The sequence below is a fragment of the Pseudomonas sp. Tof1 genome (genome assembly GCF_055390395.1).
Genome location: NZ_AP024344.1, coordinates 2103854 through 2118115 on the forward strand (window position 1 = coordinate 2103854; position 14262 = coordinate 2118115).

Annotated in this window: 12 protein-coding genes and 1 pseudogene; 3 read left to right on the top strand and 10 right to left on the bottom strand. The window is 66.3% G+C overall.

Translation table 11 applies throughout. The features are described from left to right. The first annotated feature begins 67 nt into the window (after positions 1–67). Positions 68–925 (top strand): LysR substrate-binding domain-containing protein, encoded by an 858-nt coding sequence (locus ACZ5KU_RS09735; protein ID WP_464737070.1) that lies wholly within the window; start codon positions 68–70, stop codon positions 923–925. A gap of 16 nt (positions 926–941) precedes the next feature. On the opposite strand, the gene ACZ5KU_RS09740 is transcribed toward ACZ5KU_RS09735, so the two are convergent. Beyond that, positions 942–2684, bottom strand: a complete 1743-nt coding sequence (locus ACZ5KU_RS09740) for a type VI secretion system Vgr family protein (RefSeq protein ID WP_464737071.1) — start codon at positions 2682–2684, stop codon at positions 942–944. A gap of 278 nt (positions 2685–2962) precedes the next feature. Between ACZ5KU_RS09740 and ACZ5KU_RS09745 the strand changes: the two genes are divergently transcribed. Beyond that, positions 2963–3667: a YebC/PmpR family DNA-binding transcriptional regulator gene (locus ACZ5KU_RS09745; protein WP_054057399.1), complete on the top strand. Its 705-nt coding sequence runs from the start codon at positions 2963–2965 to the stop codon at positions 3665–3667. Positions 3668–3790: 123 nt separating this feature from the next. Here the strand turns inward: ACZ5KU_RS09745 and ACZ5KU_RS09750 are convergent, their stop codons facing one another. The 9 genes and pseudogenes from ACZ5KU_RS09750 to ACZ5KU_RS09790 all read right to left on the bottom strand — a co-directional run bounded on the left by ACZ5KU_RS09750 (position 3791) and on the right by ACZ5KU_RS09790 (position 13168). Continuing rightward, complete coding sequence (locus tag ACZ5KU_RS09750; protein WP_054057402.1) at positions 3791–5098, bottom strand: leucine-rich repeat-containing protein kinase family protein; 1308 nt, start codon at positions 5096–5098, stop codon at positions 3791–3793. An 83-nt stretch (positions 5099–5181) separates the two neighbouring features. After that, positions 5182–6306, bottom strand: a complete 1125-nt coding sequence (zapE, locus tag ACZ5KU_RS09755; protein ID WP_054057400.1) for a cell division protein ZapE — start codon at positions 6304–6306, stop codon at positions 5182–5184. Between the two features lie 319 nt (positions 6307–6625). Further along, positions 6626–7678: an ABC transporter substrate-binding protein gene (locus ACZ5KU_RS09760; RefSeq protein WP_054057401.1), complete on the bottom strand. Its 1053-nt coding sequence runs from the start codon at positions 7676–7678 to the stop codon at positions 6626–6628. 33 nt (positions 7679–7711) lie between these two features. Further along, the gene (locus tag ACZ5KU_RS09765; RefSeq protein ID WP_464737072.1) at positions 7712–8827 is read right to left on the bottom strand and encodes an NAD(P)/FAD-dependent oxidoreductase; all 1116 of its coding nucleotides are present in this window, start codon (positions 8825–8827) and stop codon (positions 7712–7714) included. Further along, a pseudogene (locus ACZ5KU_RS09770) lies at positions 8824–10178 on the bottom strand (FAD-dependent oxidoreductase). Before ACZ5KU_RS09770 ends, ACZ5KU_RS09765 begins: the two are co-directional and overlap by 4 nt. Beyond that, positions 10175–10465 (bottom strand): (2Fe-2S)-binding protein, encoded by a 291-nt coding sequence (locus ACZ5KU_RS09775; RefSeq protein WP_054063855.1) that lies wholly within the window; start codon positions 10463–10465, stop codon positions 10175–10177. The pseudogene ACZ5KU_RS09770 and the gene ACZ5KU_RS09775 overlap by 4 nt, the downstream one beginning before the upstream one ends. A gap of 7 nt (positions 10466–10472) precedes the next feature. Next, positions 10473–11267, bottom strand: a complete 795-nt coding sequence (locus ACZ5KU_RS09780) for an ABC transporter permease (RefSeq protein WP_054063854.1) — start codon at positions 11265–11267, stop codon at positions 10473–10475. Then, complete coding sequence (locus tag ACZ5KU_RS09785; RefSeq protein WP_054061316.1) at positions 11268–12143, bottom strand: ABC transporter permease; 876 nt, start codon at positions 12141–12143, stop codon at positions 11268–11270. After that, positions 12140–13168, bottom strand: a complete 1029-nt coding sequence (locus ACZ5KU_RS09790; RefSeq protein ID WP_464737073.1) for an ABC transporter ATP-binding protein — start codon at positions 13166–13168, stop codon at positions 12140–12142. The genes ACZ5KU_RS09785 and ACZ5KU_RS09790 overlap by 4 nt, the downstream gene beginning before the upstream one ends. Before the next feature lie 245 nt (positions 13169–13413). Here ACZ5KU_RS09790 and ACZ5KU_RS09795 point away from each other — a divergent pair, with 245 nt between their 5' ends. Continuing rightward, positions 13414–14250, top strand: a complete 837-nt coding sequence (locus ACZ5KU_RS09795) for an IclR family transcriptional regulator (RefSeq protein ID WP_054061314.1) — start codon at positions 13414–13416, stop codon at positions 14248–14250. Positions 14251–14262: the final 12 nt, after the last annotated feature.

A 14262-nucleotide genomic window follows, 5' to 3' on the forward strand; every position in this document is an offset into this window, starting at 1 on the left:
TTGCGGTTTGCCTTGTCATCAATCAAATTGTTTGTTGTTATGCGAGCTATCAGTGAGGCCGATGACAATGAACCTGTTCCAACTCCGTGCATTCGATGCCGTGGCCCGCGAGGGCAGTTTTACCCGTGCCGCCGCCCGGCTGTTCATCAGCCAGCCGGCGGTCACCGGGCATATCAAGGCTCTGGAGGAGCATTACCAGGTCACGTTGCTGCGCCGGACGGCACGGCGGGTGGAGTTGACGGAGCAGGGCACCCGGCTGGCGGCGATCACCCGGGCAATGTTCGGCCTGGCCGAAGAGGCGCGGGTCATGCTCGAAGCCAACCGCCAGTTGCTGACCGGGCGCCTGGAGGTCGCGGCGGATGGGCCGCACCTGGTGATGCCGATGCTCGCCCGGCTGCGCGAGCGTTATCCGGGGGTCACCGTCAACCTGCGGCTGGGCAATGCCCAGGAAACCCTGGCGGCGTTGCTCGCCGAACATGCCGATGTCGCGGTGCTGACCGAAGTCGAGCCGCGCAAGGGCCTGCATCTGCAGGCCTTGAACGAATCGCGGATCTGTGTGCTGGTGCCGGCCGGTCATCCCTGGCAGGACGAACCCGAGGGTATCGCGCTGCAACGCCTGGACCAGATGATCATGGTGCTGCGCGAACCTTCGTCGATCACCCGGCGGACCTTCGACCAGGCGTGTGGCCTGGCCGGGGTGCATCCGCGGGTGCTGCTGGAGCTGGACAGTCGTGAAGCGGTGACCGAAGCGGTGGTCGCCGACCTGGGGCTGGGGATCGTTTCCTCGCTGGAGGTCAGCCACGACCCGAGGGTCAGGGCCGTGCCGCTGATCGGCGACGGCCTGCGCAACCGGCACATGGTCGGTTGCCTGGAGCGGCGTACCGGGTTGCGCCTGATCCAGGCGTTTCTCGGGCTGCTGGCGTGATCCCCGGTTCGACTCTTCAGTCCGGTGCCGAGGGCCTGATCAGCCATTCGTAGACGCTGTTCAGTTCTGCCCCACAACTGCCGGAGAGGCTGTTCAGGCTTGCCTGGAGAAACGCCCGGCGCTGCGCGGGGCTCCAGTGCTGGCGCAGGTATTCGTGCACGGCCAGGCACTGGCCGGGGTAGAGCAGCCAGAGCTGTTCCGGCGTGTCGGCCAGTTCCAGTGCCAGCCGATGTCGCTGGCAAGGGCTCAGCATGGCCATGCCGCGGGCATCGCTGCTGCCTTCGAGCAGGATGTCTTCGCGGTTCAGGCGTGCCAGTTCCCCGAGCCCGGGCCGCGGCATGCGCACGATGTACCAGACGCTGTTGCCCAGGCAGGTGCCGGGCTGCCGTGGCTGTTCGTAGAGGTAGATTTCCCCGGGCATTTCGTCCTCGCTCCGCGGTTCGGGCGGCGCCTGGAGTTTCGGCTGCCGATCGCTCAGGAAACCGCAGATCACCAACTGTTCGGGGTCGTGGTCGACACACCCGATCAGCACCTGGCTGCCTACCATCGGGGCCCTGCCTTCGGCGACCCCGAGAGGAATCCAGCAGCCGGGAGCGGCGTCCGGCGCGTGCAGGGCATCCTGCAACTGCACATGCAGCCGTCCCTGGGCATCGGGCCGGGCCGACTGTCCCGCGGGGCCGAGGACGGTTCCCAACTGGTAGCCCCGTGGTTGCAGGCGGGGCTGGCGCAGAGGCGGGCGGAAGGGGGTGGCCCAGGGGATCGCCCGAAAGTGGTTGCGATAGCCAGGGGGGCCGAGGCCTGCGTCGTGTGGGAGGGGCTGGGGCAGCTCGCCGTCGACGTGTTGTTCACCCCAGTGCCGGACTTCGGTGATCAGCCACTGGTCGTTGAATGCCTGGCGGGGATGGTTGCCCAGATGGCGCACATCGGCGCTGTGCAGTTCGCCCAGGTCGCTGCTGCCCTGGATCAGTCGGCTGTCACAGCGCAGGCGTTCCAGGGCGCGACGGCTGCATTGCCGTTCGTGGCGCTGCCGTGGATCGCCGGGCGTCGAGTGCAGGCCGTAGGGCCCGGCCTGGTTGGCTGCGCCATGAGGGTCCGATGGCCCGTGGCAGACCGGGGACGGCCAGGGCGAGCAGCCGCTCCCGGGCGATCGCCGGCTGTCGAGCGGACGAGGCATCGCATGCCGCTCATGCAACCGGTGGACCGCCGGCTGGCCATTGAACGGCGTTTCGCTGTAGCGCAGCAGGCCCGGCCGTTCGGGGAAGGCCTGGGGATCCTCGGCGAAGACCACGACATGCTGCCGGGGGCTGTGCTCGAAGTGATAGTGGATACCTTCTTCCTCGCAGAGCCGGTTCAGCCACTGCAGGTCGTCCTGCTCATGCTGCTGGCAGTACGGGCGGGGCGGGTAGGTCCCCTGGCCGAGTTCGAGGCGATAGTCGACGGGTTTCAGGCCATGGCTGTCGAGCAGTCGCGCGAGGATCTCGGGGACACTCAGGTCATGGAACACCCGACGCCTGGCGCTGTTTTCGAGCAACGCCAGGCGTGGCCCCAGCACCACCTGGTAGTGGCAGCGGCTGGCGCCGAGGTAGCAACTGCCGATTTCATGGATCAGCCCATGGATACCTGCCCCTGGCTGGCCGAAACCGAGGAACGCCGGTTGATGCAGCAAGGTCTGCAGGTCCCGCTCGGGGTCATCGCCCAGCAGCTCGATGTCGAAGCGATAGGGCTGGTTCAGGGCTTCGTGCCCACTGAAGCGAATCACCTGCAGGGGGCGGGAAGGGAAGCGATTGCCAGTGAGATCTGTCGTGCCTTGTCCTGAGCCATTTCATCTCTTTTTGTCGGGGACGTTGTGGCAGAGGGTACGAAATGACGGAGATATCGGGACCCAGCAAAACAGCTTTTGGGAAATTGCCTACGATCATCTGCGCAGAGTCGTAGCGATTGTCAGGTTTTGGTCGATCCGTGACTTTTTGCCGTATAAACTGCGCGCAAAGCGTCGGCCAATAAATGTCACGACGCCACTGATCGAGAGAGTGAGTAATGGGCGCACAGTGGAAGGTTAAACACAAAGAGGCGGCAGCCAACGCCAAGGGCAAGCTGTTCGGCAAGCTGGTCAAGGAAATCACCATCGCTGCGCGCAATGGTGCGGACGTTGCCACCAACGCGCACCTGCGCCTGGTGGTCGAGCAGGCGAAGAAGGCCTCGATGCCTCGCGACACCCTGGAGCGCGCCATCAAGAAAGGTTCCGGCCAACTGGGCGAAACCGTGCAGTACCACCGTGTGACCTATGAAGGGTTTGCTCCGCACCAGGTGCCGCTGATCGTCGAGTGCGTCACCGACAACGTCAACCGCACCGTGGCGGAAATCCGCGTGGCGTTCCGCAAGGGCCAACTGGGTGCTTCCGGTTCGGTGTCCTGGGATTTCAACCACGTCGGCCTGATCGAGGCTTCGCCGGACAGCCCGGACGCCGATCCGGAAGTGGCGGCCATCGAAGCCGGCGCCCAGGATTTCGAGCCGGGTGAAGACGGCGCGACCCTGTTCATCACCGAGACCACCGACCTCGACGCGGTGCAGAAGGCCTTGCCGGAGCAGGGTTTCACCGTGCTGTCGGCGAAGCTGGGCTACCAGCCGAAGAACCCGGTCAGCGGCCTGAGCGACGAGCAGATGGCTGAAGTCGAAGCCTTCCTCGAAGGCCTGGACAACCATGACGACGTGCAGGACATGTTCGTCGGCCTGGCGGGCTGATTCCTGTTGCGGCCCGTTCGCGGATAAATCCTGCTCCCACCCTGTATCGCGGTGACCACAAATCTTGTGGACGCCGCAAAGCTTGTGGGAGCAGGATTTATCCGCGACAGGGGCCCGCACTACTTAGAGCTGCGCGCAAATATCTTCGAAACCCGGCCGCGCCAAGACATCCGGCTGAATGCAACGCTCTTGCAGACCCTGCAGTGATTCCAACACTCCAGATTCGAAATCCCCGTCGACCCGTTCCAGCAATTCCCCCAGCAGAATCCCGAACGCCCGCACCTCGATCCGCTGCAACGCACAGCTTTCCAGGCTATCGGTCGGCGAATGGAACGACGCTGCGCCAAAATCCCCCAGCAGGCAATCGCCGTCGCTGTTGTAGAGGATGTTGTGTCCATACAGGTCGCCATGGCAGAGCCCCAGGCGATGCAGGTGTGCACCCACCGAGGCGATGCCGCGCGCCATGCGCAGCGCCTGCGCGGGACTGAAGCGGGTGTCGTCGCGATACACGTCGCGGCTGCATGAGTCGAGGCTGGGCAGGGCGGCGAGGTTGGCGAACCGTGGATCGATCAGTTCCATCACCAGCCCGGCCTGCTCATCGGGATGACCGCTGATGCGGCCTTCGACCCGGATCAGGTTGGGGTGCAGGCCGGCGGCGATACAGGCGTTCATTTCATTCAGGGGCGAGCCGTCGCTGGTCATGCTGCCCTTGTACAGCTTGACCGCCACCGCCTTGGCCGCAGCCGAAGGACGGTTCCACAGGGCCTGGCTGATCACCCCCGAGGCGCCTTCGCCCAGCCGCTGTTCGAGCTGCAGTTGCGCCCAGTCGATATTCGGCGTGGTATCACCGGCCAGTACCTCGCCGGTGTGGTCGAGGCGCGGATTGCCGGCATAGGCGATCCAGGCCAGGCTCGGCAGGGTCAGCAGCCATGGCGGCAACTCGTCCAGCTGGTTGGCGGCGATCCGGATCAGTTCCAGGTTGTGGCAGTCGGCCAGGGTGGCCGGCAGTTGTCGCAGCCGGTTGCCGGCGAGCATGAGCTTCTGCAACCGAGGGCGGCGTCCCAGCTCGTCGGGCAGTTCGGCGATGCGGTTGTCGGTCAGGATCAGCCAGCGCAGCAACGGCGGCAACGCCGCCGCCGGCACGTGTTCGATCCGGTTGGCCTTGAACGCGACCATGCTCAGTTGGGCGCATTGGCCCAGGCAACCGGGCAGTTCAGTGAACAGGTTGTCGGAACAGAACAGGATACGCAGGTGCGGCAGGCGATGCAGGTCGTCCGGCAGGCTGCTCAGGCGGTTGCCGCTCAGGTTGAGAATTTCCAGGGAGTCGGCCAGCTGGAAGATCTCCCGGGGAAACTCGGTCAGCCCGCAGGACAGGTCGAGTCGCCGGATACCGGCCAATTGGCCGGCGCGCAGTTGATCAAGGGTGTGCATGAGCGGGCGTTCCGTACGGGTCACGATCATCGAAAAAGGCCGCCATCATAGCCGTCCGGGCGCGACCTTGCTCGTTGTCGCGCTCAGGGGCCGACCTCCACCAGTTGCCCCAGTCGGCTGCGGGTGCGCGCCAGGTCGATGGCGTTGCCACCCAGGCTGTCGCGCAGGGGCCGGGCGCCGATCAGTTGCAGGCGCTTGTCCTGGTCGTAGAGCACGTCGATCAGGTTGATGAAGCGTTGCTGGCTGGCGATCGGGCAGTCTTCCAGGCTGGGCAGTTCGTCGATGATCCAGTTGTCGAAGCGTCGGCACAGTTCCAGATAGTCCATCACCGCTGTCGGCTCTTCGCACAGGTCGGCAAACTCGAAGCGCACGCAGCGGTCGTGGGTCTGGCGCACCTTGAGTTGCCGCGCACCGACCGTCAGCGGGCTTGCCGGCACACCCCGTTCCGGCAAGCACAAAGCCTGGCGCTGCTCGGCGCTGCCGGGCCAGATGTACTGGCCATGGGTGAACTGCTGCTGCGTGTGGCTGCGCGACTGGCTGCGATAGTCGTGGGGGCCGCCAACCTCCATCACCTCCATGCGTGCGTTGATCAGGTCGATGACCGGCTTGAACCGCGCGTGATAGAGCGGATTGGGCAGCAGCCCCTCGGGCGGGTAGTTGGATGTCACCACCAGCAGCACCTGGCGTTGGAACAGAGCCTTGAACAGCCGGGTGATCAGCATGGCGTCGCCGATGTCATGGACATGGAACTCGTCGAAGCACAGCAGCCGGCAGTCGACGAGCAGGTCATCCAGGGTGGCGCCCAGGGCATCCGGGTTTTCGCGATGGCTGAACATGCCCTGGTGCAGGCGGGCGAAGAAATCATGGAAGTGCAGCCGCTGTTTCTCGGCGACCGGCACCGCCTGGAAGAAACCGTCCAGCAGCCAACTCTTGCCCCGGCCAACGGCACCGTGCAGGTACAGGCTGCGCAACTGCGAGGGAGCGCCCTGTAACAGGGTCGTGGCCTGTTGCGCCATGCGTTCGATGACCCGCTGCTGGCTGTGGCTCAGGGTATAGCCCTGGTGGCTGGCCTTGCGCCGGAAGTATTCATGGACATCGTGGTGTGGCTTGGCAACGCCAGCCTTGCCCGGCGCCGTCTTGCCGAAGAGACGGCGCAGTGCCGGCCAGCGTGATTTGCTGCCTGGGCGGTGAGGAGGTGTGGCGGCCAACGGAGAAAGTCCCCTTGCGTGAAGATTCCGAGCGTTGCGGTGCTGGTCTCCCGGGCAACGCTGCAACTTGGGTGGTGCAGTGCCATGTTGCCGGGGACTGCCGCGATTCTACCAATAGAAAATGGGGCGGCCAGCAATCTCTAAAGGGAATGGCTGCCGGGGCGACGAATGCCCTGTGCCGGCGGGCGCGGAAAACAGCGCCGGCATATGGCTATCTCGTTTGTTCTGCACGTTACGCGGTGAACGCGGGGCCCGGCACGATATTGCCCGCCCCGGCATCCCCGATCTGCCGGGGCGGCATCGGCGGGCCCCGACGATTCTAGCGTTCGATGCTGCGGTTCCAGCGGGCGTTCCACTCCGGACGCAGCAGGTTGACCTGATCCCAGTCGATCGCCACGGCGGTTTCCAGGTACTGCTTCATCGCCTCGACCTGGCCACGGGTGCGCTCGCTGGTCGGGGTATTGGGGTTGGACGGGATCTGGTCGCCATCCTCCAGCGCCGCCGCCTGGGCCTCGGGCGTCAGCAGGAACTCGGCGAGCTTCTGCGCCAGCTCCGGCTGGTTGTTGTTGGCAATCGCACATTCGGCGACGTTCAGCACCACCGCGCCTTCCTTGGGCTGCGCGTACTCCACCGGGATGCCCTTGAGCTTGAGCGCGGTGACCTGGGTCGGCGTCAGCGGGAACAGCGCGGCCTCGTCGGTCTGGACCATCTCCGACAGCTTGGCCGAGCTGGGAATGTACTCCAGCACGTTGCGCCCCACGCTCGTCGGCCAGGCCTTGAAGCCCGGGTCGACATTGGTCTCGTTGCCGCCCTGGAGCCGGTTGAACATCAGGAAACCGTGCAGGCCGAACGTCGAGGAGGACATCGACTGGAACACCAGCTTGTCCTTGTATCTGCTGTCGGCCATGTCCATCCACGAGGTGGGGGCGGCCCAGCCCTTTGCCTTGAACAGGCGGGTGTTGTAGGCCAGCCCCGTCACGCCCAGGCTGACCGCCACCGCTTCGTCCTTGATCCGGCCCTTGGCCGGAATCTGCGCCAGGGTCGGGTTGTCCTGCAGCTTGCTGCACAGGCCCATGGAGATCGCCCGGTACATGATCCCGTCATCGAGAAAGATCACGTGCAGTTGCGGGTTGTCCTTGCTCGCCTGGACCTTGGCGAGGATGTCGGCGGAGGTGCCGGGCACGATCACCACCTTGACGTTGTTGGCCTTTTCGAAGGGCGGCAGTACCTTGTCGGCGTACAGCCGTTCCATGGTCCCGCCGTTCATGCCCAGGTACAGCGTCGGCTCCGCCTGGGCCGGCGTGGCGAGGAGCAGGGCGGCGAGCGGCAGGCAGGACAAACCGATCAGGGCATTGCGTGGGGCATGGTTCATGGCGCGATCTTCCTCTGGGTTCTGACGGCCCGCTCAAGCGGCGGGAATGGCGTGGAAACGGTGGATGGAAAAGGCCTCGATCGGCGTCGAGGACTGGCCCTGGCAGACCAGTTCGGCGAGCACTTCGCCCACCGCCGGGCCGATCTGGAAGCCCGCCCCGGCAAAACCGAAGGCGTGCAGCAGACCGGGCTGGGTCGAACTCGGGCCGATCACTGGCTGGCGATCGGGCAGGTAGCCCTCGGTGCCGCTCCAGGTGCGGATCGCCTGGGCACCTTCGAGAAACGGGTAGAGTTCGACGGCCTGGCGGAGTATTTCCAGGACCGCCTGCTGGCCCGGCCGGGCCCGGGCGCTGTCGAGGGCAAAACCCTGGCCGCCGCCCAGCACGCAGTTGCCGCGGCTGACCTGGCGGGCATAGATGCCGCCACCCTCGACGCCGGTGCTGGCATCCATCACCAGCGGCAACGGTTCGGTCACCAGCATGGCCGGGTGGCCGGCGTGAATCGGCACCGGCTCGCCAAACTGCGCGGCGAGGCTGCCGGCCCAGGCGCCGGCGCAGTTGAGCAGCCAGGCGCAGCGGATTTCCTGGCCATGGCCGGTGTGCAGGATAAAGCGCCGGCCATCGTGTTCGACCCGGCTGACATCGCTCTGCTCCAGCACGGTCGCCCCGAGCTGGCGTGCGGCCCGGGCGAAGGCCGGCGACACCAGGCGCGGGTTGGCGTGACCGTCGTCGGGGCAGAACGAGGCGCCCTCGGCGATCTGCCCGACCCAGGGAAAACGCCGATGCAGTTGCGCACGATCGAGTATCTGCAGGTCGAGGCCGAAACCCTGGCTGCTGTCGGCGTAGGCCTGCAGGGCGGCCAGGTCGGCCGTGCTGCGGGCCAGCTTGAGATGGCCGGAGCGCTGGTATTCGCCATCGATGCCGATCAGTTCGGGCAGGCGGCTCCAGATCTCGTGGGCGCGCTGGGACAAGGGCAACTGCGACAGCGGGCGGCCCTGGCGACGTACCCCGCCATAGTTCACGCCGCTGGAATGACTGCCGCAGAAATCCCGCTCCAGCAGGGCCACGCTGCGCCCCTGGCGCCTGAGCGCCAGCGCGGCCGAGGAACCGACGATACCACCGCCCAGGATGGCCACCTCGACTTCGATCATGGCGCCACCTCCAGCCCGAACGGCAGCGGCTTGATCGGTGCCTGGGCCGCAGACGGCCGATGGCCTCCAGGGGCCGGCCGCTCTCGCAGGCAATGATCTCCGCCGCCGCCGCACCGCAGATGCGGCCCTGGCAGCGGCCCATGCCGACCCGGCAGTGGGCCTTGACCCGGTTGATCTCCCAGTGCCCTTCGCGAACCACCGTGCGCACCTCGCCGACCCGCACTTCCTCGCAGCGGCAGAGCATCAGCTCGTCCGGCGCCTGGCGGGCCCAGTGTTCGGGAAAGGGGAAGGCGTTCTCCAGGCCTGTACGGAACTGGCCGATGCGTTCCAGGCGGTTTTCCAGGTCGGCGGTACGGTCGGGGTCGACGCTGTAGCCCTGGTCTTCCAGCAGTGCCAGGGCGGCCCGTTCGCCGGCGATTTCCGCGGCGTCGGCGCCCATGATGCCGGCACCGTCGCCAGCCAGGTAGATCCCGGCCACGCTGCTGCGCCCGGCGCGGTCGCGTTCCGGCAGCCAACTGCGGTTCAGGGGGTTCCAACTGAACCGGCACCCCAGCAGGTCGGCCAGTTGGGTTTCGCTGCGCAGGCCATGGGCGAAGGCCACGGCGTCGCAGTCGAGGGCGTGCGACTGCTCGCCCTGGCGCCAGCTCAGCCCGCCTACCCGCTGTTCGCCATCGATCCGTTGCAGTTGCGCGGCCTGGTGCACGGCAATGCCGTGGGCGCTCAGCCAGCCCCGGTAGTACAGGCCCTTGGCGAGGGTCAGCGGTTGCCTGAGCAGCCCCGGCAGGGCCTGGCATTGTGCGGCGAAGGGCGAGCTGTCGAGCACCGCGACGACCTTCGCCCCGGCCTTGGCGTACTGATAGGCCACCAGGTAGAGCAGGGGGCCGCTGCCGGCGAAGACCACCCGTTCGCCGATGGCGCAGCCCTGGAATTTCAGGGCGATCTGCGCCGCGCCCAGGCTGTAGACGCCCGGCAAGGTCCAGCCGGGTGCCGGCAGCACGCGGTCGGTGGCACCGGTGGCAACGATCACCGCCGCGTATTCGAGGTGTTCGGCGCGGCCTTGGTGCAGTGTGTCGAGACCGCCGTGTTCGGCGTTCCACACCAGGGTGTCGGGGCGATAGTCGAGCTGTTCGCGCAGCTCATCGAGGGCCTGGTGGATGGCTTCGGCCTTGCCGGCCTCGAAGCCATACAGTTGTGCGGGCGAACGGCGGAAGTTTTCCGGCTGGCGCCGGTAGATCTGCCCGCCACCCCGTGGCGATTCATCCAGCAGGATCGGTCGCAGGCCATGTTCGACCAGGGTCTGGGCGGCGCGAATCCCGGCCGGACCGGCACCGACGATCAGCACGGGTTTCATGCTTTCGACCTCCCTTCGCGATTCACCTGTTGCCCGGCTTCGAGCATCGTCGAGCAGGCGCGGACCCGGCGCCCATCGGCCAGCCGGACCCAGCAGTCCTGGCAGGCGCCCATCAGGCAGAAGCCGGCCCGGGGTTCGCCGCCGAAGTCGCTGTGGCGCAGGTGCTCGCCGGCGGTGAGCAGTGCGGTCAGCAGGGTATCGCCCTGCAGGCCGCGGGCCGGCTGGCCGTCGAGGGTGAAGTCCAGGGCCGGGCGTTGTGCCTCGGCCAGTCGTTTCAGCAGCGCCATAGCGGCCTCATTGTTTGCCTACCAGGACCCGATCGAGGCCGTAGACCCGGTCGAGCAGAATCATCGTCAATGCCGTGAGCGCGATCACCAGGGCCGACACCGCCGCCATCATCGGGTCGATGGATTCGGTGGCGTACACGTACATGCGCACCGGCAGGGTCTGGGTCGCAGGGGAGGTGACGAAGATCGACAGGGTCACCTCGTCGAAACTGTTGATGAACGCCAGCAGCCAGCCGCCGGCGACGCCGGGCAGGATCATCGGCAGGGTGATCTGGCGAAACAGCGTGAAGCGCCCGGCACCGAGGGATTCGGCGGCCTGCTCGGCGCTGCGGTCCAGGCCGATGGCGGCGGCCAGCACCAGGCGCAGCACATAGGGGGTGATCACCAGCACGTGGGCCAGGATCAGCCAGCTGAAGCTGCCATTGACCCCCATCAGGGCGAACAGCCGCAGCAGCGCCACGCCGAGCACCAGGTGCGGAATGATGATCGGCGAGAGCAACAGGCCATTGAGAAAGTCCCGCCCGGGGAACTGATGACGGGTCATCGCCAGGGCGGCCGGCACCGCGATCACCGTCGCCAGGCTGGCGGCGCTGAAGGCCAGCAGCAGGCTGTTGTAGAACGCCTGGACGAAGTCCGCACGCTCGAACACGGCGCGGAACCAGCGCAGGGAAAAATCCGTGGTCGGCAGGCTCAGGGTGTTTTCCGGGGTGAAGGCCACCAGGCACACCACCACCAGCGGAGCGAGCATGAACACCACGATCAGGCTGTGGAACAGCAGGGCCAACGGGCCGTTTCTGGACATTTACGCGGCCCCCAGGGATTTCTTGTAGCGACGTTCGATCATGCGGTTCCACGACAGCATGATCAGCAGGTTGAGCAGCAGCAGCGTCACCGCGATCGCCGCGCCCATCGGCCAGTTGAGTTCCGACAGGTACTGGTCGTAGACCAGCGTCGCGACCATCTTCAGCCGGCGTCCGCCGAGCAGGCCGGGAATCGCGAAAGAGCTGGCGGACAGGCCGAACACGATCAGCGTGCCGGACAGCACGCCGGGCATGACCTGCGGCAGCACCACCAGGCGCATCACCTTGGCGTGGCTGGCGCCGAGGGACAGCGCGGCCTGTTCGGCGGACGGGTCGAGCTTCTGCAACGAGGTCCAGACCGGGATGATCATGAACGGCAGCATCACATGGACCAGCGCGATCACCACCGCGAACGGCGTGTAGAGCAGCTTCATCGGGGCCAGGCCAATGGCCTGCAGGCTCTGGTTGACCAGGCCGTCGGCGCCCAGCAGCAGGCTCCAGCCGAAGGCCCGCACCACCACCGAGATCAGCAGTGGCGTGAGGATCAGGATCAGGAAGATCGAGCGCCACGGACGGCCCATGCGGCTGAGGATGTAGGCTTCGGGGACGCCGATCAGCACGCAGAGCAGGGTGGTCAGGCCGCTGATCCAGAAGGTGCGCAGGAAGATCTCGTAGAAGTAGGGATCGCTGAACAGCGCGCCGTAGTGCTCCAGGGTGTAGGCGTCGCTGCGCACGCCGCTCTGGTAGTCGAAGACGTTGAGCGACAGCACGGCGGTCAATCCCAGCGGCAGAACCAGCAGGCCGACATACAGGGCCAGGGCCGGTGCCGACAGCAGGTAGCCATGCCGGCCCTGGCGCATCCGCGCCAGCAGGCTCATGCCGACACCTCGTCGGTGTCCAGGACCCGCAGCAGTTCGCCGGGCCAGTCCAGGCCGACCGGGCCGCCTTCCTCCAGGGGGGGCGAGCCGTCGTTGCGGCGAACCACGCTGAGCTCGCCCAGGGCGGTCTCGACCCGGTACAGCCACTGGCTGCCAAGGAAAAAGCGCGTGCGGATCCGCCCCTGCAGGCGCCCGCAGCCGGCGGCCAGCAGGTCGATCTTTTCCGGCCGCAGGCTGAGGGTCAGCGTGCCTTCTCCGGATAGTTGCCGGACCTGCGGACAGCCGCTGGCGTCACGGTCGCCCGGCAACAGGTTGGCCTTGCCGACGAAGCCGGAGATGAAGCGGGTACGCGGGTGTTCATAGAGGCGGTAGGGCTCGTCGACCTGGGTGATACGGCCGGCCTGCATCACCACCACGCGGTCGCTGATCGACAGCGCCTCGGCCTGATCGTGGGTGACCATCAGGGTGGTGATACCGACCTCGCGCTGGATACGGCGAATCTCGAACTGCATTTCCTCGCGCAGGTTGGCGTCGAGGTTCGACAGGGGTTCGTCGAGCAACAGCACCGGCGGTTCGATCACCAGTGCGCGGGCCAGGGCGACGCGCTGGCGTTGGCCGCCGGACAACTCGCGGGGGTAGCGTTCGGCATGCCGGTGAAGGCGCACCAGTTGCAGCACCGTCGCCACTCGCCGTTGTACGTCGGCGGCCGCTACCTTGCGCATGCGCAGGCCGAAGGCGACGTTGTCCTGGACGGTCATGTGGGGAAACAGCGCATAGCTCTGGAACACCACGCCCAGGCCGCGGCTGCTGGGCTTGGCATGGGTGATGTCGCGGTCGTCGAGCAGGATCCGCCCGGCGCTGACCTCGACGAAGCCGGCGACCATCTGCAAGGTCGTGGTCTTGCCGCAACCGGAGGGGCCCAGCAGCGAGACGAACTCGCCCTTGTCCACCGCCAGGTTGGTGGCGACCACCGCTTCGAGGGCGCCATAGCGCTTGCAAACGCCTTCAAGTCGTAGAAAGGCCATAACTGCGTTCCACCTTTGGTTGGTGTGCGCGGCGAGGCGCACGTTTCTTGTCATGGGCAGAGACGAAAGGGCATTGCGTGGGTGCGTGGTGCTCGACGTCTGTCGGCTACCGATGTTGTTCGAATCGCCCCTTGTGGACGCAGAGTAGGACGAAGCCTAGGATGTGGGAAAGAGTGAATTTCACTGAAAGAATGACTATTTTCAGTTTCATTCATTCAGTAGATTTTTAGGTGAGAAATATCCATATGAATTCCACTGATCGGAATGAAAAATCGAATGAAGTCGGAGTCGGTGCGGTCTCCCGACTGTTTGCGGTGTTGCGCAGCCTGGGTGACTCGCCGGAAGAGGGCGAGCGGGTCACGCAACTGGCCGAACGCATCGGCCTGTCCCAGCCGACCACCCATCGGCTGCTGCGCAGCCTGATGGACGAGGGCATGGTCGAGCAGGACGCGCGCAGCAAGCGCTATCGCCTGAGCCTGGAGTTCTTTGCCCTGGCGGCCCGTGCCGGGCGCAGTGGCAACCTGCGCGAACTGGTGCGCCCGGCGCTGTTGCGGCTGTCCGCTTCGCTCGGCGATTCGCTGTTCCTGCTGGCGCGCAGCGGTTTCGATGCGATCTGCCTGGATCGCAGCGAGGGGCCGTTCCCGATCCGTACCTTCACCGGCGACATCGGTGGCCGGGTGGCCCTGGGCGTGGGGCAGGGCAGCCTGGCGATCCTGGCGTTCCTGCCGGAAGACGAGCGGGAAACGGTGATCCGCTACAACCTGCCGCGGCTGCGGGATTTTCACCTGTACGACGAAGTGTTCCTGCGCTCGGAAGTCGAGAGCGTGCGCAAGCTCGGCTATGCCGGGCGCAACACCGGTGTCTTGCAGGGCATGGCGGGGGTGGCGGTGCCGATTCTCGATCGCGATGGGCGGGCGGTCGCGGCGTTGAGCGTGGCGACCATCAGCGACCGTCTCGGGCCGGACCGTTTGCCGACGGTGGTGGAGCTGCTCAAGCGCGAGGCGGCGGCTATCGGACCGCGGATCAATCCGTTCGACCCGCTGTTGCGCAGGCCTTCGCAGATTTTCGGTACCCCGGAATAGCGGCTTCCGCTG

Bases quoted from the DNA above. Each gene is read 5' to 3' on its own strand.
- ACZ5KU_RS09765 (WP_464737072.1), bottom strand. From the start codon at position 8,827: ATGATCGAAGTCGAGGTGGCCATCCTGGGCGGTGGTATCGTCGGTTCC.
- ACZ5KU_RS09735 (WP_464737070.1), top strand. From the start codon at position 68: ATGAACCTGTTCCAACTCCGTGCATTCGATGCCGTGGCCCGCGAGGGC.
- ACZ5KU_RS09745 (WP_054057399.1), top strand. From the start codon at position 2,963: ATGGGCGCACAGTGGAAGGTTAAACACAAAGAGGCGGCAGCCAACGCC.
- ACZ5KU_RS09795 (WP_054061314.1), top strand. From the start codon at position 13,414: ATGAATTCCACTGATCGGAATGAAAAATCGAATGAAGTCGGAGTCGGT.
- ACZ5KU_RS09760 (WP_054057401.1), bottom strand. From the start codon at position 7,678: ATGAACCATGCCCCACGCAATGCCCTGATCGGTTTGTCCTGCCTGCCG.
- ACZ5KU_RS09790 (WP_464737073.1), bottom strand. From the start codon at position 13,168: ATGGCCTTTCTACGACTTGAAGGCGTTTGCAAGCGCTATGGCGCCCTC.
- ACZ5KU_RS09780 (WP_054063854.1), bottom strand. From the start codon at position 11,267: ATGTCCAGAAACGGCCCGTTGGCCCTGCTGTTCCACAGCCTGATCGTG.
- ACZ5KU_RS09750 (WP_054057402.1), bottom strand. From the start codon at position 5,098: ATGCACACCCTTGATCAACTGCGCGCCGGCCAATTGGCCGGTATCCGG.
- ACZ5KU_RS09775 (WP_054063855.1), bottom strand. From the start codon at position 10,465: ATGGCGCTGCTGAAACGACTGGCCGAGGCACAACGCCCGGCCCTGGAC.
- ACZ5KU_RS09785 (WP_054061316.1), bottom strand. From the start codon at position 12,143: ATGAGCCTGCTGGCGCGGATGCGCCAGGGCCGGCATGGCTACCTGCTG.